This is a genomic window from Pantoea sp. S62 (genome assembly GCF_016658625.1).
GTDB lineage: Bacteria > Pseudomonadota > Gammaproteobacteria > Enterobacterales > Enterobacteriaceae > Pantoea > Pantoea vagans.
Map to the genome: position 1 here is coordinate 274,611 of NZ_JACVVI010000003.1, position 24,348 is coordinate 298,958.

Annotated in this window: 20 protein-coding genes, 1 pseudogene and 1 other annotated feature; of the genes and pseudogenes, 12 read left to right on the forward strand and 9 right to left on the reverse strand. The window is 54.2% G+C overall.

The window, feature by feature from the left end:
* Position 1: 1 nt before the first annotated feature.
* The 4 genes from acnA to topA all read right to left on the reverse strand — a co-directional run bounded on the left by acnA (position 2) and on the right by topA (position 7,793).
* The gene (acnA, locus tag IBT54_RS06380; RefSeq protein WP_201251840.1) at positions 2-2,683 is read right to left on the reverse strand and encodes an aconitate hydratase AcnA; all 2,682 of its coding nucleotides are present in this window, start codon (positions 2,681-2,683) and stop codon (positions 2-4) included.
* A gap of 598 nt (positions 2,684-3,281) precedes the next feature.
* A complete protein-coding gene (locus IBT54_RS06385; protein WP_003853864.1) occupies positions 3,282-3,440 on the reverse strand; it encodes a YmiA family putative membrane protein in 159 nt (52 codons plus the stop codon).
* A 496-nt stretch (positions 3,441-3,936) separates the two neighbouring features.
* On the reverse strand, positions 3,937-4,911 hold the full coding sequence (gene cysB, locus IBT54_RS06390; protein ID WP_013358012.1) for an HTH-type transcriptional regulator CysB: 975 nt from the start codon (positions 4,909-4,911) through the stop codon (positions 3,937-3,939).
* Between the two features lie 257 nt (positions 4,912-5,168).
* Complete coding sequence (gene topA / locus IBT54_RS06395; protein ID WP_201251841.1) at positions 5,169-7,793, reverse strand: type I DNA topoisomerase; 2,625 nt, start codon at positions 7,791-7,793, stop codon at positions 5,169-5,171.
* Positions 7,794-8,164: 371 nt separating this feature from the next.
* On the opposite strand from topA, the gene IBT54_RS06400 reads away from it, so the two are divergent.
* On the forward strand, positions 8,165-8,413 hold the full coding sequence (locus IBT54_RS06400; protein ID WP_013358014.1) for a YciN family protein: 249 nt from the start codon (positions 8,165-8,167) through the stop codon (positions 8,411-8,413).
* Between the two features lie 26 nt (positions 8,414-8,439).
* Here IBT54_RS06400 and sohB read toward each other — a convergent pair whose 3' ends face one another.
* Positions 8,440-9,486, reverse strand: a complete 1,047-nt coding sequence (gene sohB, locus IBT54_RS06405) for a protease SohB (protein WP_201251842.1) — start codon at positions 9,484-9,486, stop codon at positions 8,440-8,442.
* A 173-nt stretch (positions 9,487-9,659) separates the two neighbouring features.
* Between sohB and IBT54_RS06410 the strand changes: the two genes are divergently transcribed.
* Entirely contained in the window at positions 9,660-10,421 is a 762-nt protein-coding gene (locus IBT54_RS06410; RefSeq protein WP_201251843.1) for a YciK family oxidoreductase, read from the forward strand.
* Complete coding sequence (gene cobO, locus IBT54_RS06415) at positions 10,421-11,011, forward strand: cob(I)yrinic acid a,c-diamide adenosyltransferase (RefSeq protein WP_033783248.1); 591 nt, start codon at positions 10,421-10,423, stop codon at positions 11,009-11,011. The genes IBT54_RS06410 and cobO overlap by 1 nt, the downstream gene beginning before the upstream one ends.
* A gap of 54 nt (positions 11,012-11,065) precedes the next feature.
* Here cobO and rluB read toward each other — a convergent pair whose 3' ends face one another.
* A complete protein-coding gene (rluB, locus tag IBT54_RS06420; protein WP_013358018.1) occupies positions 11,066-11,956 on the reverse strand; it encodes a 23S rRNA pseudouridine(2605) synthase RluB in 891 nt (296 codons plus the stop codon).
* Positions 11,957-12,734: 778 nt separating this feature from the next.
* Between rluB and IBT54_RS06425 the strand changes: the two genes are divergently transcribed.
* The gene (locus IBT54_RS06425; protein WP_033783249.1) at positions 12,735-13,382 is read left to right on the forward strand and encodes a hypothetical protein; all 648 of its coding nucleotides are present in this window, start codon (positions 12,735-12,737) and stop codon (positions 13,380-13,382) included.
* Positions 13,383-13,394: 12 nt separating this feature from the next.
* On the opposite strand, the gene IBT54_RS06430 is transcribed toward IBT54_RS06425, so the two are convergent.
* Positions 13,395-14,015 (reverse strand): L-threonylcarbamoyladenylate synthase, encoded by a 621-nt coding sequence (locus IBT54_RS06430; protein ID WP_013358020.1) that lies wholly within the window; start codon positions 14,013-14,015, stop codon positions 13,395-13,397.
* 12 nt (positions 14,016-14,027) lie between these two features.
* A complete protein-coding gene (locus IBT54_RS06435; protein WP_013358021.1) occupies positions 14,028-14,945 on the reverse strand; it encodes a PHP domain-containing protein in 918 nt (305 codons plus the stop codon).
* 120 nt (positions 14,946-15,065) lie between these two features.
* Positions 15,066-15,167: a sequence feature (Trp leader region), on the forward strand.
* Positions 15,168-15,190: 23 nt separating this feature from the next.
* Here IBT54_RS06435 and IBT54_RS06440 point away from each other — a divergent pair.
* From IBT54_RS06440 to IBT54_RS06470, 6 genes and pseudogenes are all read left to right on the forward strand, one after another.
* Positions 15,191-16,756: an anthranilate synthase component 1 gene (locus IBT54_RS06440; RefSeq protein ID WP_201251844.1), complete on the forward strand. Its 1,566-nt coding sequence runs from the start codon at positions 15,191-15,193 to the stop codon at positions 16,754-16,756.
* Positions 16,756-18,350: pseudogene (gene trpD, locus IBT54_RS25140) on the forward strand (bifunctional anthranilate synthase glutamate amidotransferase component TrpG/anthranilate phosphoribosyltransferase TrpD). Before IBT54_RS06440 ends, trpD begins: the two are co-directional and overlap by 1 nt.
* A 2-nt stretch (positions 18,351-18,352) precedes the next feature.
* Entirely contained in the window at positions 18,353-19,714 is a 1,362-nt protein-coding gene (trpCF, locus tag IBT54_RS06455) for a bifunctional indole-3-glycerol-phosphate synthase TrpC/phosphoribosylanthranilate isomerase TrpF (protein ID WP_201251845.1), read from the forward strand.
* Positions 19,715-19,760: 46 nt separating this feature from the next.
* Complete coding sequence (gene trpB, locus IBT54_RS06460) at positions 19,761-20,951, forward strand: tryptophan synthase subunit beta (RefSeq protein WP_201251846.1); 1,191 nt, start codon at positions 19,761-19,763, stop codon at positions 20,949-20,951.
* Positions 20,951-21,754: a tryptophan synthase subunit alpha gene (gene trpA, locus IBT54_RS06465; protein ID WP_033783257.1), complete on the forward strand. Its 804-nt coding sequence runs from the start codon at positions 20,951-20,953 to the stop codon at positions 21,752-21,754. The genes trpB and trpA overlap by 1 nt, the downstream gene beginning before the upstream one ends.
* Positions 21,755-21,903: 149 nt before the next feature.
* On the forward strand, positions 21,904-22,218 hold the full coding sequence (locus IBT54_RS06470; RefSeq protein WP_009089937.1) for a BON domain-containing protein: 315 nt from the start codon (positions 21,904-21,906) through the stop codon (positions 22,216-22,218).
* Between the two features lie 48 nt (positions 22,219-22,266).
* Here IBT54_RS06470 and ompW read toward each other — a convergent pair whose 3' ends face one another.
* The gene (gene ompW, locus IBT54_RS06475; protein ID WP_223811659.1) at positions 22,267-22,956 is read right to left on the reverse strand and encodes an outer membrane protein OmpW; all 690 of its coding nucleotides are present in this window, start codon (positions 22,954-22,956) and stop codon (positions 22,267-22,269) included.
* A gap of 197 nt (positions 22,957-23,153) precedes the next feature.
* On the opposite strand from ompW, the gene IBT54_RS06480 reads away from it, so the two are divergent.
* Both IBT54_RS06480 and IBT54_RS06485 read left to right on the forward strand, forming a co-directional pair.
* Positions 23,154-23,570 carry a YkgJ family cysteine cluster protein gene (locus tag IBT54_RS06480; protein ID WP_013358029.1) on the forward strand — a complete coding sequence of 139 codons (417 nt, stop codon included), beginning with the start codon at positions 23,154-23,156 and terminating at the stop codon, positions 23,568-23,570.
* Between the two features lie 27 nt (positions 23,571-23,597).
* The gene (locus IBT54_RS06485) at positions 23,598-24,332 is read left to right on the forward strand and encodes a YciC family protein (protein WP_013358030.1); all 735 of its coding nucleotides are present in this window, start codon (positions 23,598-23,600) and stop codon (positions 24,330-24,332) included.
* The last annotated feature ends 16 nt before the right edge of the window (positions 24,333-24,348 follow it).

A 24,348-nucleotide genomic window follows, 5' to 3' on the forward strand; every position in this document is an offset into this window, starting at 1 on the left:
GTCAGTCCAGCATGTTGCGGATGACGTAGTGCAGGATGCCGTCGTTGCGGTAATAGGTCAGCTCATTACCGGTATCGATGCGACAACGGGTGTCCAGCTCTTCTTTACTGCCGTCAGCACGGGTCAGCGTGACTTTCACGCTGCAGCCTGGCGTCAGTGCCTGAAGATCTTCCACGTCAATGCGCTCTTCACCGGTCAGCCCCAGAGTTTTGCGGGTCACGCCCTGCGGGAACTCCAGAGGCAGAATGCCCATCCCAATCAGGTTAGAGCGGTGAATACGCTCAAACGATTCGGCAATGACGACCCTTACCCCCTGCAGACGTGGCCCTTTAGCAGCCCAGTCGCGGCTCGAGCCAGAGCCGTACTCCTTACCTGCAATGACCGCCAGCGGCACGCCTTCCGCCTGATATTTCATCGCCGCATCGTAGATGGCCAGCTGTTCGCCACTCGGATAGTGTCGGGTATAGCCGCCCTCCACGCCTGGCACCATCTCATTGCGGATACGAATATTGGCGAACGTGCCGCGCATCATCACTTCATGATTACCGCGACGCGACCCATAAGAGTTAAAGTCGTTGCGCTCAACGCCGTGTGACAGCAGATAGCGTCCGGCGGGACTTTCCGCTTTAATGCTGCCCGCTGGCGAGATATGGTCCGTGGTGACAGAATCGCCCAGTAATGCGAGCACCCGCGCACCGCGAATATCCTGCACCGGCTTAGGTTCTTTCTCCATATCATCAAAGAACGGCGACAGGCGGATGTAGGTCGAACCTTCATCCCAGTCGTACGTTGCCGCTTCACTGACCCTGATCGCCTGCCACTCTGGCGTGCCATCGAAGACTTCGGCGTACTCTTTGTGGAACATATCACTGGTGACCTGCTGCACGGCTGTGGCTATCTCTTCCGGCGACGGCCAGATATCTTTCAGATAGACCGGCTGGCCCTGCCTGTCGTGGCCCAGCGGCTCCGTCTGCAGGTTGATCTTCATGTTACCCGCCAGCGCGTAAGCCACCACCAGCGGCGGCGAAGCCAGCCAGTTGGTTTTAATCAGCGGATGAATACGGCCTTCAAAGTTGCGGTTGCCGGATAAAACGGCACCGACCGTGAGATCGCCCGCTTTGATCGCAGACTCAATCTCATCTTTCAGCGGACCGGAGTTACCGATACAGGTGGTGCAGCCATAGCCCACCAGGTTAAAGCCCAGCTCGTCGAGATACGAGGTCAGCTGCGCGACGGCCAGATAATCGGAAACCACTTTGGAACCGGGTGCCAGCGAGGCTTTGACCCACGGCTGACGTTTCAGACCACGCTCTACCGCTTTCTTCGCCAGTAAACCGGCCGCCATCAGTACGCTTGGGTTAGAGGTGTTGGTACAGGAGGTAATCGCACTGATCACCACCGCGCCATCGGTCAGTGTGTGAGTCAGGCCAGTGTCGCTGTCGGTATACTCAACATTTTTGTGCGGTTTTTGCGCCTGATTCACTTCCAGCTCGTTGCTGGCATCAAACGCGGCGGGCACATCGCCCAGCGACACCCTGTCCTGCGGACGTTTTGGTCCGGCCAGGCTCGACTCCACCTCGTTCATATCCAGTGCCAGGGTACTGGTGAAACGCGGCTCATCGCCGGGATTGCGCCACAGACCCTGCGCTTTAGCATAGGCTTCTACTAAGGCGACCTGATCGGCATCACGTCCGGTCAGCGTCATGTAGCTCAGCGTGACATCGTCGACCGGGAAGAATCCGCAGGTGGCGCCATACTCCGGTGCCATGTTGGCGATGGTCGCGCGGTCGGCCAGCGGCAGGTCGGCCAGGCCGTCACCGTAAAACTCAACGAATTTGCCGACGACGCCATGCTTACGCAGCATCTGAGTGACGGTCAGAACGAGGTCGGTTGCGGTAATGCCTGCGCGCAGTTTGCCGGTAAGTTTAAAACCAACCACATCCGGGATCAGCATGGAGACAGGCTGACCCAGCATGGCTGCTTCAGCTTCGATGCCCCCTACTCCCCATCCCAGCACGCCGAGCGCGTTGATCATGGTGGTGTGTGAATCGGTACCGACCAGCGTGTCGGGCCAGGCATACTCTTCACCATTGAGGGTTTCATGCCAGATCGCCTTGCCAAGATATTCCAGGTTGACCTGATGGCAGATGCCGGTTCCCGGCGGTACGACGCGGAATTTATCAAACGCTTTCTGACCCCAGCGAAGGAAAACGTAACGCTCATGGTTACGCTCCATCTCCAGCCGGACGTTCTCTTCAAAAGCGTCATCATCACCAAAATGGTCCACGGTGACCGAATGGTCGATAACCAGATCGACAGGCGACAGCGGATTCACTTTGGCGACATCGCCGCCCAGACGATTCACCGCTTCGCGCATGGCCGCCAGGTCGACCACGGCCGGCACGCCGGTGAAGTCCTGCATTAATACGCGGGCTGGCCGGTAGGCGATTTCACGGTCGGCGTGAGCATCTTTCTGCCAGTCAACCAACGCCTGGATGTCCACTGTGGTGACAGAGTCGCCATCCTGCCAGCGCAGTAAGTTTTCCAGCAGAACTTTAAGAGATTTGGGCAGGCTATCGATGTTGCCGAGATGTTGAGCCGCACGGGGAAGACTGAAGATGTGATATTTGTTGGTGTCGACCTGCAGTATTTCCTGACTCAGCTCGCGTAGGGTAGACGACATAGCTCCTCCTTTTTCGTTCATGGTCTTAAACCTTAGTGAGACAAAGGTTTATGTTAAAGATAGACCACAAATTCGTTAACGTTTTGATTACAACACAAATTGCTACAATCGCCGAAAACGAAAATGCCCCGTGAAAACACGAGGCATCAGAAAGAGGTGATTTAATTCAAATTATAGCGTTATCCACACCGCCGCAGACCAGAACGCAAAGGAGAAAGCATACGCGCTAAGCCAGGACATTTTAATAATATTCATTTGGTTCACTCCTTCGCCGGAATCGAGCGTAAAAGTTTTTGCGGTCGCCTGTCAATCGGCGACACCCTTTGATCTTACAGGATGTGGAAAGGGGCATTTAAAAGCCCACCGGAAACTCCGGTTATAAAAGAGCAGTGACGAATAGATGGTCTTACAACGTTATTTGTTTTTAGGTTCCAGAAACGACTCAATAAACAGTCGCTGGTTATCACTCAAATCCCATGACTCGGGGATAGACACTTTTTCGTCCTTTGCAAGGGCTTCTTTTCCTTTGCAGGATACTGGCTTGTGCTGACCCGTGGTCAAAGAACGTTTATGACTGAGTGTATGTGCCCACATGGCTTTAGCCCCAGATACGCCAAATCATTAACGCTACAACCACCCAGAACAGCGCAGAGGCAGCGAATACGGTTAACCAGGCATTGCGACGGGTGTTACCAGTACGCTCAACCTTGGTGCTTTTTGCCGGGAAACCCGGTTGTACAGTCAGTCGTGTATTCATAGTTTTTGATAATCACTCTCAACAAAATGATTGATAACATCGATTAAGATTTAGGAGGAATCCTAAACGCGTTAAGGCCAAAAATCCAGTTATTTTTATTGAGTAAAACGATTAACGGTATTAATCAATAGGCTTCGGTAACGTAAGAAATCATTAACTCCTGAACGAATATTTAATTAAACAGTCAGCTAATAAATTTGAGTTAATTTAAAAACAGATCCATTTAAAACTAAAGACCCATCTAAAGAACCTTATGTTTACTGGCTTCACACATCAGCTCTTAACTGGAGTATGGGAATAATCCTGGCGAGTCGCAAAGTGACATAGTTAAAAGTGTGTTGTATTTCGCATTTAAGAAAGCCCAACCGGAAAACATGTGATCAATGTTTCATTTACAAAAAAATCATAAAAACTTTTGATTCTCATTTGGCGCTAAAGCCTGGCAACAAAAAAGGCTGCACCAGGCAACCTTATGTTGTCGTGGAGAGCATCAATGCTATTTAAATGGCAGCTTAATGTCCTTAAACATCGCCTCAATGTCTTCGTTTGAGCGCAGCGCCACGGCGGTATCCACCACGTCGCGAGTCAGGTGTGGCGCAAAACGCTGGATAAAATCATACATATAGCTGCGCAGGAAGGTGCTGCGGCGGAAGCCAATCTTGGTGGTACTGTTGGTAAAGATATCGGCGGCTTCAATACGAATCAGGTCAGGATCGGCCACCGGGTCAACCGCCATACTGGCAATAACCCCCACGCCCAGACCTAAACGGACATAGGTTTTGATGACGTCAGCATCAGTCGCGGTGAAGACAATGCGGGGTGTTAATCCTGCCCGATTAAAGGCCGTGTCGAGTTCTGAGCGTCCGGTAAAGCCAAAGGTGTAAGTCACCAGCGGATATTCAGCCAGTTCTTCGATGCTCACCTGCCCTTTTCCGGCCAGCGGATGATCCGCCGTGACGACAATCGCGCGGTTCCAGTGGTAGCACGGCAGCATGATGAGATCATCATAGAGATGCAGCGCTTCAGTGGCTATGGCAAAGTCCGCATTGCCCTTGGAAACCGCTTCGGCGATCTGGGTGGGTGAACCCTGATGCATATGCAAAGAGACGCGCGGATAGCGCTCGATGAATCCTTTGATCACGCCTGGCAACGCGTAACGTGCCTGGGTATGTGTGGTGGCGACATAAAGCGAGCCTTTATCCGGCCAGGTGTGCTCGCCGGCGACAGATTTGATCGCATCCACTTTGGAGAGAACTTCACGCGCTATACGAATGATCTCTTCGCCTGCAGGCGTCACCTGGGTGAGATGTTTACCGCTGCGGGCAAAAATTTGCACGCCCAGCTCATCTTCCAGCATACGCACCTGTTTGCTGATGCCGGGTTGAGAGGTGTAGAGACCTTCCGCTGTCGAAGAGACATTGAGATTATGGTTCACCACTTCGACGATATAGCGCAACTGCTGTAATTTCATATCTATTCCATCCCGGTAAGTTACAGAGTCGCATCCCCGCTTGACGTATAGTCGCAAGGGTCAAGAAATGCTATGCATCAGGAAAGGTCGGAAATGCTATAACAACTATATCAGTTTAAGTGACAGAGTAGAACGGATTGATATAAGGCTCAGAAAAAGGCCAGCGAGCGCTGGCCTGAATGTGGTGCGTTGTCAGTGTCAGTGGATAAATCGGATAAGCAGAGTAAGAAAAAGGCCAGCAAATGCTGGCCTGAGACTTACTTTTTCGCTTCCTGCCACTTGCCATCTATATAGAAGGCGGACCAGCCGGTTGCCTTACCCTCTTTTTCAGAGGAGACATACTGCTGTTTGGTTTTGCGGCTGAAGCGCACCAGCGTTTTATTGCCTTCCGGATCGGCTGCTGGCGCGTCGGCCAGATACTTCAGCTTCTCAGGCAGGCGATCTTTGAAGCGCTGAAGCTCCTCCACCAGCGGCGCACGCGTTTCGCGTGATTTCGGGAAGGTGTTAGCCGCGAGGAAAACGCCCGCTGCGCCGTCACGCAACACGAAGTAAGCATCGGACTTCTCACACGCCAGCTCTGGCAGCGGAACCGGATCTTCTTTCGGCGGTGCAACTTCACCACTGCGCAGAATCTTGCGGGTGTTTTTGCACTCTTCGTTGGTACACGCCATGTATTTACCAAAGCGTCCCATCTTCAGATGCATCTCCGAACCACACTTCTCGCACTCCACCACCGGACCGTCATAGCCTTTAATGCGGAACTCGCCCTTCTCGATTTCGTAACCGTCACACTCCGGGTTATTACCACAGACGTGCAGTTTACGTTCGTTGTCGATCAGGTAGCTGTCCATCGCGGTGCCACACTTCTGGCAGCGACGACGGGCACGCAGGGCGTTGGTTTCAGCATCATCGCCTTCCAGAATATTGAGGACTTCATTTTCCGGAATCAGGTTGATGGTCTGTTTGCATCGCTCTTTAGGCGGCAGCGCATAGCCGGAACAGCCCAGGAAAACGCCGGTACTGGCGGTACGGATTCCCATCTGACGGCTACAGGTCGGACACTCAATCGAGGTCAGCACCATCTGGTTCGGCTGCATGCCTCCCTCTTCAGGATCTTTCTCAGCCAGCTCAAGCTGCTGAGTAAAGTCGGCGAAGAAGTGATCGAGAACCGCTTTCCATTGCGCCTCGTTATTCGCCACCTGATCGAGATTGCTCTCCATGCGGGCGGTGAAATCGTAGTTCATCAGTTCGCGGAAGTTCTCTTCCAGACGATCGGTGACGATTTCACCCATTTTTTCCGCATAGAAGCGGCGGTTTTCTACCCGCACGTAGCCGCGATCCTGAATGGTCGAGGTAATGGCTGCGTACGTGGATGGACGACCAATGCCGCGCTTCTCAAGTTCACGCACCAGTGATGCTTCGCTGAAGCGCGCCGGTGGCTTGGTGAAGTGCTGGCCCGGAAGAAGCTGTTGCAGATCCAGAACATCACCCACGCTGACGGCAGGCAATGTAAGATCTTCATCATTCTTACGCAGCGCTGGCATGACTTTGGTCCAGCCATCAAAACGCAGAATACGGCCTTTTGCTTTGAGTTTAAATTCACCCGCCGCCGCTGTAATGGTGCTGGAATCATATTTTGCTGGTGTCATCTGACATGCAACAAACTGACGCCAGATCAGCTGATAGAGTTTCTGCGCATCCGCTTCCATATCCTTCAGCTTTTCCGCCACCACTTCCACGTCGGAAGGACGAATCGCTTCGTGCGCTTCCTGGGAATTCTCTTTACTGGCGTAAGTAATGGCGGTTTCAGGCAGATACTTTTTACCGAAATTGCTTTCGATATAGCCACGCGCCATGGCGACCGCATCCTGACTCAGGTTGGTCGAGTCGGTACGCATATAGGTGATGTGACCGGCTTCGTACAGGCGCTGAGCCATCATCATCGTTTTCTTCACGCCAAAGCCCAGACGGGTGCTGGCAGCCTGCTGCAGTGTCGAGGTGATATAAGGCGCGCCCGGCTTGCTGCTGGTCGGCTTATCTTCACGGTCGACGATCTCATAGCGCGCTTTTTCCAGCAGCCCCACCGCGGCATAGGTCTCGTCGCGATTGACCGGACGGAAGGCTTTATCACCTTTGTGCGTCACGTCCATGGACAGCTCATCGCCTTTTGGCGTGGTCAGTGCGGCATTAACTTCCCAGTACTCTTCGGGAACAAAGGCTTTGATCTCACGTTCACGTTCCACCACCAGGCGAACCGCAACAGATTGCACACGTCCGGCCGAGAGGCCACGGGCAATTTTTTTCCACAGCAGTGGCGAGACCATGTAGCCCACCACGCGGTCCATGAAACGACGCGCCTGCTGAGCATTTACCCGGTCAATATTCAGTTCGCCCGGCTTTTCAAACGCCTGACGAATCGCATTCTTGGTGATTTCGTTAAAGACCACGCGGCTGAAGCGCGAGTCATCACCACCGATCACTTCCCGCAGGTGCCAGGCAATGGCTTCCCCTTCGCGGTCAAGGTCGGTTGCGAGATAGATATGGTCAGCATTGGCGGCTAACGCCTTCAGTTCAGCAACGACTTTCTCTTTGCCGGGCAGAATCTGATAATCCGCTTCCCAGCCGTGATAAGGGTCTACACCCATGCGGCTGACGAGTGCGGCTTTCTCATCTTTTTTAACTTTTTTGACTTTCTTGTCAGTTGAAGCGTCTTTGACTTTCTTATCTGTCGAAGCGTCAGCACTCTTCTTCGCGGTTGAACCACTGGTCGGCAGATCCCGGATATGACCCACGCTGGATTTAACCACGTAGTCACTACCCAGGTATTTATTGATTGTTTTAGCCTTTGCCGGGGACTCAACAATAACGAGTGCTTTACCCATATTTACCTTTACCTAATGAAAACATCCTGCTTAACGGGAGAGGATTGGATGCCCAAAAACCCAGTGGGTTCAATATTGCTGCGCCTGTTTAACATTTCAAGGCGGAGGGGTCAATCTCAGATCAGATGATGTGGCCTACTGCAACTGCATGATAAAGCGTGCTTTTTCCATCTGAACTCTTCGCACATCCCGGTGCAAAATCCCTGAAATCGGAATCGCCCACACTCTACCTGATAAAATCTGTTACGCAACTTAATTAGCACTCAGCCCGAACTTACGCCAGGTTTTCATCGTTCAGACCGATTTGTCACAGCATGTGACAGGCCAGTAATATAGAAAGGATTTGGATGCTGTCAAAAAGGAGCGAATAAATGCAGAGATCAACTCAGGCTATTTCCCGCCAGGCGTTGCTGGAAAAGGCCAATGCGCTAATTAAAGAACATGATGATTATTTAGCGGGCATGCAGGCGGATGAGGTAAGTCAGCAGGCGGATGTGCTGGTCTTTCGCGGACCGTTCTTTCTTGATGCGGATGGACTGCCGACCGCGAAAACCACGGCGGTCTTTAACGTCTTCAAATACCTTGCTGTGGAGCTGTCGCCGCGCTATCACCTGGAATAAAAACCCGGCACAGGCCGGGTTTCGCATCAGAGCAGTGGCTTTTCGCCGCGGTGCCAGAGTTTCAGCAGCAACCGCTCAGCCACCGAGCCGGCGCTCTGGGTAAAACGGTCCATCATTTTACGACGGCGGGCGTAATGCACACCGAGCACGCTGAATTGATCCATCTGACGGATAATCAGGTCATCGCTGGTGCCGATTTCGTCAATCAGGCCGAGATCCAGCGCCTGACGACCATACCAGTGTTCACCAGTTGCCACCCGGTCGATATCGAGTGTCGGGCGCATCTGGTGAACAAACTGCTTGAACAGCAGGTGCGTTTCGTCGAGATCTTCCTGGAATTTTTCACGTCCCTCTTCGGTATTCTCACCAAACAGCGTCAGCGTGCGCTTGTACTGTCCGGCAGTATGCAGCTCAACATCAATATCGTTACGCTTCAGCAGGCGGTTGAAGTTAGGGATTTGCGCAACCACGCCGATGGAACCAATGATCGAGAACGGTGCCGCCACAATGCGATCGGCCACGCAGGCCATCATGTAGCCCCCGCTGGCTGCCACTTTATCTACAGCCGCCGTGATGCGCAGATCCGCATCACGCAGACGCTGAAGCTGCGACGCTGCCAGCCCATAGCCATGCACCACGCCGCCAGGGCTTTCAAGCCGCAGCAGCACTTCATCGCCAGGCTGCTTCACCGCCAGCACAGCTGAAATCTCTTCACGTAGTGAGCTCACCTCACCGGCATCCATGCTGCCTTTAAAATCGAGTACGTAAAGCGTGGGCTTAACGCTCTTTGTCTGTCCCTGCTTTGCCGCCTGTTTTTCCGCTTTGGCTTTCAGCTTTTCACTTTTTTTATGATTTTTCAGCCAGACTTTCTGCGCCTGCGGCTTCATTTTTGCCAGCTGCAAATCCTCTTTCATCTGCTGATAATCATCACCCAGATGGGTCAGACGAAGCTGACCACTTTGTGCCCGTTTGCGTAACGCGGCATTCATGATAATCATGACAATCGCAGCGACGGCAACCACCAGCGTCACCGCTTTTGCTAAAAACAGTCCATACGTTGAAATAAAATCCATCAGGTCGCCTTAGTCACAAAGAATAAAAAACAATTCGCCAGTTTAGCCGTTTTACCCTGCTCCGTCGCCTGAAATGCCAGCAGCCGGCACAGAATGGGTGGTCTGGCGATTGCGCCCATTCGTAAATTCAGGCATAAAGCGGAATCATGCTGTTTTCGCTGGAGGACCCCGCTGTGCATTATCAACCGAAAAGCGACCTGCTCAATCACCGTATCATCTTGGTCACTGGCGCTTCTGATGGCATTGGCCGGGAAGCGGCGCTGACGTATGCCCGTTATGGCGCTGAAGTGATCCTGATGGGCCGTAACCCTGAGAAGCTTCAGCAGGTCAAAGAAGCAATCGATCAACTTAATAAATGTGCTGCTCATACCGTCGTGTTTGATCTGGCTGAAGCAACACCGGAACGTTGTCATCAGATAGCAGAACAGCTGTCACAGCAGTTTCCTCGTCTTGATGGCGTGCTGCACAATGCCGGTATCCTCGGTGAAATCGTGCCGCTGGCGGAACTCGACCCTCAGATCTGGCAGCAGGTCATGAACATCAACCTGGACGCTACCTTCTTCCTGACCCAGGCGCTGTTGCCGCTGCTGTTAAAGTCAGATGCCGGTTCACTGGTGTTTACCACCTCCAGCGTTGGCCGAACCGGTCGCGCAGGCTGGGGGGCTTATGCCGTCTCTAAATTTGCCACCGAAGGGATGATGCAGGTGCTGGCGGATGAGTATAAAACGCAGGCATTGCGAGTGAACTGCATTAATCCGGGCGGAACGCGGACCAAAATGCGCGCCAGCGCCTTCCCGCAGGAAGATGCTAACAAGCTGAAAACGCCTGCCGATCTGATGCCGCTCTACCTTTATCTGATGGGTGATGATAGCCGGCGCAAAACCGGTATCAGCTTTGATGCGCAGCCGGGCAGAAAACCCGGAGCTGCAGAGTAATGGCTGACGATCGTCATCAACAGCGTCAGCAGCGGCTAAAGGAGCAGGTCGATGCGCGGATTGCGGCAGCCACCGAGGTGCGTGGCATCCTGATGGTGTTCACCGGCAATGGCAAAGGCAAAACGACGGCGGCTTTTGGCACCGCCCTGCGCGCTGCCGGACATGGCAAGCGTGCGGCGGCGATTCAGTTTATTAAAGGTGACTGGCCGAATGGTGAGCGTAACCTGCTGGAACAGCATGGTGTAGAGTTTCAGGTGATGGCAACCGGTTTCACCTGGGACACCCAGAACCGCGAAACGGATACCGCCGCCTGTCTGACCGTGTGGCAGCATGCAAAACGGATGCTGGCCGATACGCAGCTTGATTTGGTGGTACTCGACGAAATCACCTATATGGTCAGCATGGATTATCTGCCGCTGGACGATTTGATTACCGCCCTGCAACAGCGTCCGGCGCATCAGAGCGTAATCATTACCGGACGTGGCTGTCATCGCAGCCTGACTGAAATGGCGGATACGGTGACAGAAATGCGGCCGGTGAAGCACGCCTTTGATGCCGGTATCCAGGCTCAGCAGGGCATTGACTGGTAACAGAAAAAGAAAACGCAGCCCTGGGGCTGCGTTTTTAGCGATCGGGCAACACGATTAACCGGAGTTACGTTTGCTGCCCGGATTGCGGCGTGGCGCACGTGGCGTGCTGCTCACTTTACTGTGGCGTTTCACCGCACGACGAATCTGGTTCGCCTTGGTACGACGACGATCTTTTTCGACCACCAGCTTGGTGACCGTTTCATCATCCAGCTCCACCAGGTTACGCAGATAGTTCACCGCAGGCAGATCCAGTTCGGTCCAGCCACCGCGTGGCAGGCCTTTTGGTAACGTGATATCGCCGTAGCGGACACGCATCAGACGACTCACCTGCACCCCGACCGCTTCCCACAAACGACGCACTTCACGGTTACGTCCTTCGGTCAGGGTGACGTTGTACCACTGGTTGATGCCTTCTCCACCGCCAAACTTCAGGGTTTTAAACGCAGCCGGACCATCTTCCAGCTGAACGCCCTTGCTCAGCTGACGAATTTTATCATCGTCGACCTGACCAAACACGCGCACCGCATATTCACGTTCCACTTCACGGCTCGGATGCATCAGGCGGTTCGCCAGTTCACCGTCGGTGGTGAAAAGCATCAGACCACAGGTGTTCACATCCAGACGGCCAACGGCAATCCAGCGTGAGCCACGCAGACGCGGCAGACGGTCAAACACCGTCGGGCGGCCTTCAGGATCGCTGCGGGTACAGAGTTCGCCTTCCGGTTTGTAGTAAGCCAGCACGCGGCAGACTTCGGTTGCTGATTCAGCAATCGAAACCAGATGGCCATCAATACGGATTTTCAGGGATTTGCTGCTTTCGACGCGGTCGCCTAAGGTGGCGATCTTGCCGTCAACGCTGACACGGCCGGCCGCAATCATTGATTCGATTTCACGACGCGAGCCATGACCGGCACGCGCTAAGACTTTCTGTAACTTTTCGCTCATTGAGCTTCCTCTTTGTCGCCTTCCCAGGCGTCATGATTGGGTGATAATCCTTTCTAAATCAACAGGTTAACTTAGCAAGTTTGCCCCATTATACAGGCATTTAATGCTGAAGTAACGCCCTTTATGGATAGTGTCATAGTAAATAAAGAAAGGTTAACCTCTGATAGTTTGAGATCTGATAATCCCTGATGCTGATTTAATAAAACCCGGCATATGATAAGAGAATATGTTTAATAAAACGCCTAGATCGAAAACTTTATAGCTGATGACAATTAAATTTTCTAACCACTCATTTTTCATCAAAGCGATATTCGGAGAGTAAAATCTTAACGCTATCTTACACTTCCATCATTCTTACCGTACTTTAGATCATCTAAAAAAATATTAAAGTCAGCATGAAATGCTGGTTAGTTGAATTTAATCATGATGCACCCACTCTAAAAACAGAAAAGTCAGATTATTCCTAATAGAAATTCGTTTATAACCTTATTTTTCATAACATTTGATTGTCATTAGCTTTAATAAATTGTACGACACTATTAAGCTGATACACTTTATCCCGGCAGCATAATAAAAAAGCAAAATACGCGGCAAAGCGTTCTTGCGACATTTGAATCTTGCTTAATTCATTCTTTAATAAAAATAGTGTTTTTACATTAATCCAATAAACCGGCGCATCCGGAGTTGTTGCGTTAATACGGTTCAGTGATGAACCCTGCTTGCATGTCAAAAATCTTCACCAGGGATTTCCCGACATGCCTGAATAAAGAAAAACATCATGAGAAACCTGTTTCTGTGCCCGGTGCTTGCTGCACTGGTGCTGAGCGGGTGTTCCGTGGGCCACACCGAGTACAGTCGTACGGCGATGCAGCACGTAGATATGAGCGTGACAGGCATTCCGACGATCCTCGGTCTGGGTACACTGGGCACCAGCATTCCTCTGACGCCTGAATATAGCCTCACGGCTGCGCACGTGGCTAAAACTGCCGTGCAGCGTGTGAAGTCTTATCACCCTTATTGCGACCTTGCGATTATTTATCACAAGAATGATGCCAGCACGCTGACTAAGTTCCGCAGCAGCGACATCGGCGATCCGGTTAAAATGTATGGTTACAGCTTTATTTCCGCGATGCCGGTTGAGTCGTCCGGGGTTAATTTAGCCCGCACGGCTATTCGGAATAAATGGAATAAAAGTCCCTGCTTAGCGATGGCCTCGAATGCGGGGGTCGTTCAGGGAATGTCTGGCGGTGGCGTTTATAATCGGGATGATACGCTGGGCGGCGTTATTGTTGGCTATTCTGACTCGATTAAGAATGGGCGTAATAACAAAGTGATCCTCAAAGATGTATCACTTTATATTCCTTACGGTCAGTTTAAGAACTGGTTAGAGTCGAATCTGGCTCAGACACCGTCGCGCGGTGTCTGAAGCCCGACGTAATTACAGGAACGGGCGGGTATCGCCCACGCCTTCACGCACGATTTCTGGCGAATCGGTGGTCAGATCGACCACCGTGGTCGGCTGCTGACCCAGCGTACCGCCGTCAATGATCAGATCGACCAGCTTACCAATGCTGTGCTGGATCTCTTCCGGGTCTGACTCGGTAAAATCGTTGCCCGGCAGAATCAATGAGGTCGACATCATCGGCTGATTCAGCGCTTCCAGCAGCGCCAGCGCCACCGGATTGGAGGGCACGCGCAGACCAATGGTCTTACGCTTTTCATTCATCAGGCGACGCGGCACTTCTTTGGTCGCCTTGAGAATAAAGGTGTAGTTGCCTGGCGTGTTGTTTTTCAGCAGGCGAAAAGCCGAGTTGCCTACCTGCGAATAAACCGACAGCTCCGAAAGATCCCGGCACATCAGGGTGAAGTTGTGGTGCCCGTCGAGTTGACGAATACGGCAGATACGCTCCATTGCGCCCTTCTCCTCCAGCCGACAGCCCAGCGCATAGCCGGAGTCGGTAGGATAGACAATGACGCTGCCTTTGTTCAGGTAGTCGACCGCCTGGTTAATCAGCCGTGGCTGAGGATTGTCCGGATGGATGTGAAACAATTGACTCATAGAAACCTCGTGTCACCTTTCCGTGATTGTCAGGCCGGGCGCGAGATCCGGGAAGCGTTCCCAGACCGGCTCAACCGCTGCAGGCAGCCAGAGTTTACGGCCCAGCTCAATCCACGGGCAGGGTTGATGAAAATCAGAACCTTGTGATGCGGCCAGTTCATTATCTCTGGCGTATTGTGCCAGTGTTGTACGCTCATTGGGTGGCTGCTGGCACTGCGCGACTTCCATCGCATCGCCGCCCGCCTCGCGGAAATGGGCGACCAGCCGTTTAAGCCACTTCGCCGATAAGCCATATCGGCCAGGATGCGCCAGCACGGCACACCCACCAGAATGATGAATCGCATCAATAGCTTGTTTAATTGTACACCATTGTGGCGGCACGTAGCCGGTTTTGCCACGCGCCAGATAATTTTTGAATACCTGTACCATATTGTCCGCTTTGCCCTGTTCAATCAGGAAGCGGGCAAAGTGACCACGGGTAATGATGCCGCCATCAGCCAGACGCATCGCACCCGCCAGCGCATCCGGGATACGTGCCCTGGCGAGTCGCTCACCAATCTCTTCCGCCCGCGTCCGGCGGCAGTCATGTTGTCCGGCCAGAAACGTCATCATCGCCGGATGATGAATATCAATGTTCAGGCCGACGATGTGAATCTCATGGTTCTCCCACAGCGTAGAGATCTCTGCCCCGGCCAGCACTTTTATCGGTAAATCGTGGTCCCGTGCCGTCTGCTGCGCTTCCTCTACCCCTGCAACGCTGTCGTGATCGGTGATCGCCAGTACGCCAACGCGCATCTCAACGGCTCGCTGCACCAGGTCTGCTGGCGTCAGTAAGCCATCGGAGGCGCGCGTGTGGCTGTGTAAATCATAAACCGGAAAACGGGCGATATCGCTCAAGAGAACTCCTGCTAAAACTAAACCGGCCAGCATGATAACGATTTTCACGGTCAGTGAAAAAGTGTATTGACATTTACGTCATGAACCCGTTAACTAGTACACAAGTTCACACGTAACGGGTATTCAATCATGGCTGTTGTAATCACGCATTTAAACGGTTGGCGCGATGTTCCCGAAAACGGGCGACAGGATCGTGCACACTTTGCGTAACCGCTGTGCTAATACCTGAGCCCGCCACCGAGCGGGCTTTTTTTTGAGCGAAATTCAGAGAAATCATCATGCCAAATGCGAAACCTACAGTGAAGTTGATTACCGGCACCGCGCCTTACCGCGAAGATCCGGCCGCAGTGTTTCACCAGCTGTGCGGCGCACGTCCGGCAACCCTGCTGCTTGAATCTGCGGATATCGACAGCAAGCGTAATTTAAAAAGTCTGCTGATTGTCGACAGCGCGCTGCGTATCAGCGCCATGGGTAATACGGTGACCGTTCAGGCGCTGTCAGAAAATGGCCGTGCCGTGCTGCCGCTGCTGGATGAGGCTCTGCCCGCTTCCGTCAGCAATCAGGTCCGTCCCGATGGCCGAGAGCTGACTTTTCCACAGAGCACCGATCCGCATCAGGACGAAGATTCCCGTCTCAAAGCACTCTCGGTGTTTGATGCACTGCGACTGATTCCCCAGCTGGTTAACGCCCCTGCCGACGAGCGCGAAGCCGTGCTGCTGGGTGGTCTGTTTGCCTATGACCTGGTGGCTGGTTTTGAAACCCTGCCGGAACTGGATAATCAGCAGCGCTGCCCTGACTACTGTTTTTACCTGGCAGAGACATTACTGGTGATCGATCACCAGACCCGCAGCGCGCGTCTGCAGGCCACCCTGTTCTGCCCGTCCACCAGCGAGTTCCAGCGTCTGCAACGCCGTATCGAGCAGCTGCATGGCCAGATGCTGCAGCCAGCACCTGCACTGCCGGTACAAAAGGTCGAACAGATGATGCTGACCACCAGCCAGAGCGATGAAGAGTATTGTGAAGTCGTTCGCACCATGCAGCAGGCGATTCGCATCGGTGAAATTTTCCAGGTCGTGCCATCACGCCGCTTCTCGCTGCCGTGCCCGTCACCGCTGGCCGCCTACGACACGCTGAAAAACAGCAATCCCAGCCCGTATATGTTCTTTATGCAGGATCAGGATTTCTCCCTGTTTGGCGCGTCGCCAGAGAGTTCACTGAAGTATGACGCCACCTCGCGTCAGATTGAGATCTACCCGATTGCCGGTACCCGCCCGCGCGGCCGCCATGCTGATGGCTCGCTGGACCGCGACCTCGACAGCCGCATTGAGCTGGAGATGCGCACCGACCATAAAGAGCTGGCTGAACATCTGATGCTGGTCGATCTGGCGCGTAACGATCTGGCGCGCATCTGCGTGCCCGGCAGCCGTTACGTGGCTGACCTGACCAAAGTTGATCGCTACTCGTTCGTGATGCATCTGGTTTCCCGCGTCGTCGGCACGCTGCGCGCCGACCTCGACGTGCTGCACGCCTATCGCGCCTGTATGAACATGGGCACACTGAGCGGCGCACCAAAAGTTCGCGCTATGCAGCTGATTGCCGGTGCTGAACGCACCCGTCGCGGCAGCTACGGTGGCGCGGTGGGCTACTTCACCGCGCAGGGCGATCTCGACACCTGCATCGTTATTCGTTCGGCCTATGTCGAAGATGGCGTTGCCACCGTTCAGGCGGGCGCCGGTGTGGTGCTGGATTCTAATCCGCAGGCTGAAGCTGATGAAAGCCGCAATAAGGCCCGCGCCGTTCTGCGCGCTATCGCGACTGCCCATCACTGCAAGGAGATCTTCTGATGGCCGATATTCTGCTGCTCGATAACATCGACTCTTTTACCTATAACCTGGTTGATCAGCTTCGGACCTTTGGTCACAACGTGGTGATCTACCGCAACAACCTGCCCGCTGAACTGTTAATTGCTCAGCTGGAGCGGATGGAAGATCCGGTGCTGATGCTGTCACCCGGCCCCGGCGCGCCAAAAGATGCCGGGTGTATGCCGGAGCTGCTGCGGGTGCTGCGCGGACGCCTGCCGATCATCGGCATCTGTCTGGGACATCAGGCGATTGTGGAAGCCTATGGCGGCCATGTAGGCCAGGCGGGCGAAATCCTGCACGGCAAAGCCTCGTCTATCGTTCATGACGACGAGGCGATGTTTGCCGGCCTGAGCAATCCGCTGCCGGTGGCGCGCTATCATTCGCTGGTAGGCAGCAACACGCCGGATGAGCTGACGGTTAATGCCAGCTTTAACGGGATGGTGATGGCAGTTCGTCATGAAACCGATCGCGTCTGCGGGTTTCAGTTCCATCCTGAATCGATTTTGACTTCTCAGGGCGCGCGCCTGCTTGAGCAGACGCTGGCCTGGGCGCTGGCGAAGTAACAGGGAGATTAACGATGCAACAGACACTGGAAAAACTTTACCAGGCGCAGACGCTGAATCAGGCTGAGAGTCATCAGCTGTTCAGCGCCATTATTACCGGACAGCTGGAACCCACGCAGCTCGCCGCTGCACTGGTCGCCATGAAAGTACGTGGTGAAACGCCGGAAGAGATCGCCGGAGCCGCCACCGCGCTGCTGGAAGATGCGAAACCCTTTCCCCGCCCGGATTACGCTTTCGCGGACATCGTCGGCACCGGCGGCGATGGCAGTAACAGCATTAATATCTCGACGGCCAGCGCATTTGTTGCCGCCACCTGCGGTCTGAAAGTGGCGAAGCACGGCAACCGCAGCGTCTCCAGCAAATCGGGCTCGTCTGACCTACTGGCCGCCTTTGGTATCAACCTCGATATGCCCGCTGATCGGGCGCGTCAGGCGCTGGACGACCTTAACGTCTGCTTCCTGTTTGCGCCGCAGTATCACACCGGCTTTCGCCACGCGATGCCAGTGCGCCAGCAACTGAAGACCCGCACGCTGTTCAACGTGTTAGGCCCATTAATCAATCCGGCGCGCCCGCCACTGGCGGTGATTGGCGTCTACAGTCCGGAGCTGGTGATGCCGATTGCGCAGACCCTGAAAGTGCTGGGTTATCAGCGTGCGGCGGTCGTTCACGGTGGCGGCATGGATGAAGTGGCGCTGCACGATGTGACCCATGTGGCTGAGCTGCGTGAAGGGGAAATTACCCGCTATCAGCTTTCGCCGGAAGACTTTGGTTTTGGCTTCCATCCCAAAGAGGCGCTGGCGGGCGGCACACCGGAAGAAAATCGTGACATTCTGACGGCTTTACTCCAGGGTAATGGCCAGCAGGCCCATGAGGAGGCGGTTGCCGTCAACGTGGCGATGCTGCTTAAAGTATTCGGTCAGGAAGATCTGCGTGAAAACGCACAGCAGGCGCTTAACGCCATCCGCAGCGGACAGGCTTATGAGCGTGTCGTCGCACTGGCAGCAAGAGGATAATCATGAAAGGCACCGTGTTAGAAAAAATTGTTCAGGACAAAGCGATTTGGGTTGAAGCCCGTCAGCAGCAGCAGCCTCTCTCCACCTTTCAGAACAGCATTGAACCTGCCAGCCGTCATTTCTACGACGCGCTGCAGGGTGCAAGAACCGCGTTTATCCTGGAGTGTAAAAAGGCGTCCCCCTCAAAAGGCGTGATTCGCGAGGATTTCGATCCGGCCGCCATTGCCGGGGTCTACCGCCACTATGCTTCTGCGGTGTCCGTGCTGACCGATGAGAAATATTTTCAGGGCGACTTCGCCTTTCTGCCGATTGTCAGCGCCGCCATTACCCAGCCAGTGCTGTGTAAAGATTTTATTATCGATCCCTATCAGATCTATCTGGCCCGTTACTTCCAGGCGGATGCCATTCTGCTGATGCTGTCGGTGCTGGATGATGAGCAGTATCGTCAGCTGGCCGCCGTGGCGCATAGCCTGAAGATGGGCATTCTGACCGAAGTGAGTAACGAAGAGGAACTGGAGCGGGCTATCGCGCTACAGGCAAAAGTCGTGGGGATTAACAACCGTGACCTGCGCGATCTCTCTATCGATCTCAACCGCACCCGTCAGCTGGCGCCGCGCCTGTCACACGGCGTCACCGTGATCAGCGAATCGGGCATAAACAGCTACGCTGATATTCGTGAGCTGAGCCACTTTGCCAACGGCTTCCTGATTGGCTCTGCCCTGATGGAAGAAGCTGACCTGACCGGTGCGGTGCGTCGGGTTACGCTGGGTAGCAATAAAGTGTGCGGTCTGACGCGTGCCGAAGACGCCCGTGCCGCCTATGAAGCCGGTGCAATCTTTGGTGGTCTGATCTTCGCGGAAGGATCACCACGTCAGATTGACACCGTTACCGCGCAGAACGTGATCGCCGCTGCGCCGCTGCGCTACGTCGGCGTGTTCCGCAATAACTCTGTCAGTGACGTTGTCACGCAGGCTACCGCACTTTCACTGTCTGCAGTGCAGCTGCATGGTAATGAAACACCAGAATTTGTGGCCGAACTGCGCGAGGCTCTGCCAGCAGAGATTCAAATCTGGAAGGCGCTGCGCATTGAAGGTGCCCTGCCGGCACGCGACTGGCCACTTGTTGACCGTTATGTGTTTGATAATGGCGATGGCGGAACCGGACAGCGTTTCGACTGGTCGTTGTTACAGGGGCAGATGCTGGACAATGTGCTGCTGGCCGGGGGCCTGAGTGCGGATAACTGTGTTGAAGCCGCGCAGCTGGGCTGTGCCGGACTGGACTTCAACTCTGGCGTGGAAAGCGCGCCTGGCATCAAAGATGCCCGTAAAATTGCCGCGGTGTTTCAGACACTGCGTGCCTACTGATTTGCCTGGCCTGCTCTACGGCGGGCCCGAGAAAGGAAGATAAAAAATGACGTTACTGAGTCCCTACTTTGGCGAATTTGGCGGAATGTATGTTCCGCAAATCCTGATGCCAGCCCTGCGCCAGCTGGAACAGGCGTTTGTCGACGCCCAGAAAGATCCCGAGTTTCAGGCCGAATTTACCGACCTGCTGAAGAACTACGCGGGCCGTCCTACTGCCCTGACGCTGTGTAAAAATCTGACGAAAGGCACCAAAACCCGCCTCTATCTCAAGCGTGAAGATCTGCTGCACGGTGGCGCGCATAAAACCAACCAGGTGCTGGGTCAGGCGCTGTTAGCCAAACGCATGGGCAAAAACGAAATCATTGCCGAGACCGGTGCCGGTCAGCATGGCGTCGCTTCTGCGCTGGCCTGTGCGCTGCTGGGCATGAAATGCCGCATCTATATGGGCGCGAAAGATGTCGAGCGTCAGTCCCCTAACGTGTTCCGTATGCGTCTGATGGGCGCAGAAGTGATCCCGGTTCACAGCGGCTCCGCCACGCTGAAAGATGCCTGTAACGAAGCGCTGCGTGACTGGTCAGGCAGCTATGAGACCTCACACTACATGCTCGGCACTGCGGCGGGTCCGCATCCCTTCCCGACTATCGTGCGTGAGTTCCAGCGCATGATTGGTGAAGAGACCAAAAAGCAGATTCTGGAAAGAGAAGGCCGCCTGCCCGATGCGATCCTCGCCTGCGTAGGCGGCGGTTCAAATGCCATCGGGATGTTTGCCGACTTTATCGATGAAACCAGCGTGAAGCTGATCGGCGTTGAGCCTGCGGGTCACGGCATTGAAACCGGCGAGCATGGCGCACCGCTTAAACATGGTCGCGTCGGCATCTACTTCGGTATGAAATCGCCGATGATGCAGACCCACGATGGCCAGATTGAGGAGTCTTATTCCATCTCTGCCGGCCTCGACTTCCCATCGGTCGGTCCGCAGCATGCGCATCTGAACAGCATTGGTCGCGCGGAGTATGTCTCTATTACCGATAATGAGGCGATGGACGCCTTTAAACAGCTGTGTCGCGCAGAAGGGATTATTCCGGCGCTGGAGTCTTCTCACGCCCTGGCGCACGCCCTGAAGATGATTCACGCTGAACCAGAAAAAGAGCAGTTGATTGTGGTCAACCTCTCTGGCCGCGGCGACAAAGATATTTTCACCGTTCATGACATTCTGACAGCGCAGGGAGAAATCTGATGGAACGTTACAATCAACTTTTTACGCGGCTGTCAGCGAATAACGAAGGCGCATTCGTTCCTTTCGTTACGCTGGGCGATCCCTCTCCGGAGCTTTCACTGCGCGTGATTGACGCGCTGGTGGAAGGTGGCGCAGATGCACTGGAGCTGGGTATTCCCTTCTCCGATCCGCTGGCAGATGGCCCGACCATTCAGAACGCGACGCTGCGCGCCTTTGCGGCGGGCACCAACACCAGCCAGTGTTTTGAAATGCTGGCGACTATCCGCCGTAAATACCCGGATCTGCCGATTGGCTTGCTGATGTACGCTAACCTGGTCTTCACCAACGGCGTGGATGAGTTCTATGCCCGTTGTGCTGAAGCCGGTGTGGATTCAGTGCTGGTGGCGGATGTGCCGGTTGAAGAGTCTGCGCCCTTCCGTCAGGCAGCGCTGCGTCATGGTGTCGCACCCATATTTATCTGTCCGCCTAACGCCAGCGATGAGCTGCTGCGTGAGATCGCGTCGCACGGACGGGGTTACACCTATCTGCTGTCACGCGCGGGTGTGACTGGTGCTGAAAACCGCGCCAGCCTGCCGCTGAAGCATCTGATCGACAAGCTGCGTGAATACCACGCCGCGCCACCGCTGCAGGGCTTTGGTATTTCAGAACCGGAACAGGTGAAGGAGGCGATCGCTGCCGGTGCAGCGGGCGCTATCTCCGGCTCTGCGATTGTCAGAATCATTGAAAAACACCATGCAGAGCCTGAAGTGATGCTGAGTGAACTGAAGAATTTTGTCAGCCGCCTCAAGGCCGCCAGCCGTTAATCCTGCCATCATGCCTTATCGCGCGATAAGGCATGATTTGTTTCCTTTTTTTTCATTCCGCTATTTGCCCTTTTTGCAAAATCTGCACCACAATGACAATGCGCCGTTACGGTAACGTCGCATCCATTTTGTGACAGGGAGAGAAAGCAATGAAATTCGTTAAACTGCTGACAGGTGCTGTACTGGCGGGCGTGGTTGCGCTGACACTAAGCGCCTGTGCGCCAACCGCAACCAAAGAGGGAACCGGTGGCTATATTGATGACACCGTGGTGACCACTAAAGTCAAAGGTGAACTGCTGAAAGATGACTCGCTGAAATCGACTGAAATCAACGTAGAAACCTTTAAAGGTAAAGTTCAGCTGAGCGGTTTTGTTTCATCACCACAGATGGCGAATCGTGCCGTTCAGGTTACGCGCAGCGTGCCGGGCGTGAAATCAGTCGTCAACAATATGCAGATCAAATAACGTCTTAACAGACAAAAAAAGGCCGCTCATTCAGCGGCCTTTTTCTCATCAGAACCGGTATCCCGCCCCGAAGAAGAAGACCCATGGGTCGATGCGCATATTGATGTTCTGCTGCTCGCCAGCGGCTTTGAACTTCACTTCCGTATCAATATCCATGTACCACACCGACGCATTCAGCATCCAGTCGCGGTTAATCTGGTAATCCAGACCGACCTGGCCCGCCACACCCCAGGAATCCTTGACGCTGAGATCGGTCAGGCCAGCATCGCGACCGGTCTGGTTAAAGTCGGCATCATAAAAGGTGGTGTAGTTGATCCCCACGCCAACGTAAGGGCGCGCTTTGCTTTTACTGTCGAAGAAGTAGTACTGCGCCATCAGCGTCGGCGGTAACTGGCGTACGGTAGCCAGCGTACCGGTCGGGCCAAGACCCACTTTGTGACGGAAAGGCGTGGCGGCCAGTAACTCGACACCGATATTGTCCGTTGCCATGTACGTGAAGGTCAGTCCCAGCTGCGTGTCGTTAGTGGCGCTGAACTCACCCATACCTAACACGTTATCGGAACCCTCGGTGGGCCGGACGGTGGCGCTGCCGGCACGCATAAAGAAGTCGCCTGCTTCGTGGGCCATCGCCAGTTGAGGCAGAGCCAGGGCCAGCAGCATCGCGCATTTTGCCAGTTTCATTATCACTCCTTTGCTTAATGTTAATGTCGCGAACGGAATCGCTTTTTTTGCTGGCAATTATTTAACGTGATTTACAGAAAATTGCACTCAGTAGCCCTGAGATAAATTACTTAAAAAACAATGGATTGATTTAGATCAATTTCGGCGCTTTCAGCAGCTCGCAAATACCGCTTGCTGAATAATTTCGCCAGTTCTATGTTGCTTATCTTCATTGTTGATTTTGGTTCGATGCCCTGGGAGGGGCGGGTGATCAAATGAGTGAACTCTCTAACCCTTGTGTCAGCTGTGGCGCCTGCTGCGCCCATTTCCGCGTCTCATTTTACTGGGCTGAAGCCGACGATGCGGGCGGTCTGGTCCCCACTGAATTAACTGAGCCGTTAAGCCTGTTAATGCGCAACATGCGTGGTACGAACGATCGTGCGCCTCGCTGCGTCGCCCTGCAGGGTGACATTGGCGGCTGCGTTTCCTGTGGCATTTATGAACAACGCCCGACGCCCTGTCGGGAGTTCTCAATGTCGGGTGAAGAAGGTATCCATAACGAAGCCTGCGATCGCGCCCGCGCGCGTTATGGCCTTCCTCCCCTTTTTGCGCCCTCTTTACCTCATATTACAGAAAGTTATGCCCTGCCGGGTGCCCCGGAGCTGCCAGAACATGTACAATCGCCGGGTTAATTAACCCGGTTCCTCCAAGGAGTGTACATGTCTATCACGGCAAGCTCGTTATACCGTGACACAGGAAATTTCGCGCGCCATCAACTGGCTACGGTGCTGTTGATGTCGCTGCTGGCCGCGTTTGTCACCGTCATGCTGGTGCATGTGCTGACACCTGGTGCCGATCAGATGGCCATCCTGCAGCAGGGCGATGACAGCGCCAGTTCGTTGTTTGAGATAGTGCAGAATATGTCACCGGAACAGCAACAGGTGCTGCTGCGCGCCTCGGCGGCCAGCACCTTTGCCGCGCTGATGGGGAATACGCTGCTGCTTGGCGGTATGCTCTATCTGATTCCGATGGTCTCTTCCGGCCAGCGCGTCAGTGCGTTGCGGGCCATTGGCGCGTCAGCACCGCTGCTGCCAAAGCTGCTGCTGCTCACCTTCCTGATGACGCTGGTCGCGCAGCTGGGCTTTATGGTGCTGGTGGTGCCAGGCATTCTGCTGACGATCCTGCTGTCGCTGGCGCCAGTGATGGTGGCCAGTGAGAAGATGGGTGTCTTTGCTGCCATGCGCGCCAGCATGCGGATGGCGTGGAAGAATGTCAGGCTGATCGCCCCGGCAATTCTGCTCTGGCTGCTGGCTAAAGTCATTGTGATGCTCTTCTTCTCATCGCTGACGGTATTACCCCTCAATGTCTCGTCGGTGATTTTTACCGCGGCAGGCAATGTGGTTTCAGCCATGTTGATTATCTATCTCTATCGGCTCTATATGCTGTTACGTTGATTGACGGTGTGCCTTC

Excerpts from the sequence above, each read along its gene's own strand:
- IBT54_RS06480 (WP_013358029.1), top strand. The coding sequence starts at position 23,154 with ATGAGTGAACTCTCTAACCCTTGTGTCAGCTGTGGCGCCTGCTGCGCC.
- cysB (WP_013358012.1), bottom strand. The coding sequence starts at position 4,911 with ATGAAATTACAGCAGTTGCGCTATATCGTCGAAGTGGTGAACCATAAT.
- IBT54_RS06435 (WP_013358021.1), bottom strand. The coding sequence starts at position 14,945 with ATGCTGGCCGGTTTAGTTTTAGCAGGAGTTCTCTTGAGCGATATCGCC.
- sohB (WP_201251842.1), bottom strand. The coding sequence starts at position 9,486 with ATGGATTTTATTTCAACGTATGGACTGTTTTTAGCAAAAGCGGTGACG.
- acnA (WP_201251840.1), bottom strand. The coding sequence starts at position 2,683 with ATGTCGTCTACCCTACGCGAGCTGAGTCAGGAAATACTGCAGGTCGAC.
- IBT54_RS06470 (WP_009089937.1), top strand. The coding sequence starts at position 21,904 with ATGAAATTCGTTAAACTGCTGACAGGTGCTGTACTGGCGGGCGTGGTT.
- rluB (WP_013358018.1), bottom strand. The coding sequence starts at position 11,956 with ATGAGCGAAAAGTTACAGAAAGTCTTAGCGCGTGCCGGTCATGGCTCG.
- cobO (WP_033783248.1), top strand. The coding sequence starts at position 10,421 with ATGGCTGACGATCGTCATCAACAGCGTCAGCAGCGGCTAAAGGAGCAG.
- IBT54_RS06425 (WP_033783249.1), top strand. The coding sequence starts at position 12,735 with ATGAGAAACCTGTTTCTGTGCCCGGTGCTTGCTGCACTGGTGCTGAGC.
- IBT54_RS06430 (WP_013358020.1), bottom strand. The coding sequence starts at position 14,015 with ATGAGTCAATTGTTTCACATCCATCCGGACAATCCTCAGCCACGGCTG.
- IBT54_RS06440 (WP_201251844.1), top strand. The coding sequence starts at position 15,191 with ATGCCAAATGCGAAACCTACAGTGAAGTTGATTACCGGCACCGCGCCT.
- IBT54_RS06400 (WP_013358014.1), top strand. The coding sequence starts at position 8,165 with ATGCAGAGATCAACTCAGGCTATTTCCCGCCAGGCGTTGCTGGAAAAG.
- trpCF (WP_201251845.1), top strand. The coding sequence starts at position 18,353 with ATGAAAGGCACCGTGTTAGAAAAAATTGTTCAGGACAAAGCGATTTGG.
- IBT54_RS06485 (WP_013358030.1), top strand. The coding sequence starts at position 23,598 with ATGTCTATCACGGCAAGCTCGTTATACCGTGACACAGGAAATTTCGCG.
- IBT54_RS06385 (WP_003853864.1), bottom strand. The coding sequence starts at position 3,440 with ATGAATACACGACTGACTGTACAACCGGGTTTCCCGGCAAAAAGCACC.
- topA (WP_201251841.1), bottom strand. The coding sequence starts at position 7,793 with ATGGGTAAAGCACTCGTTATTGTTGAGTCCCCGGCAAAGGCTAAAACA.
- trpA (WP_033783257.1), top strand. The coding sequence starts at position 20,951 with ATGGAACGTTACAATCAACTTTTTACGCGGCTGTCAGCGAATAACGAA.
- trpB (WP_201251846.1), top strand. The coding sequence starts at position 19,761 with ATGACGTTACTGAGTCCCTACTTTGGCGAATTTGGCGGAATGTATGTT.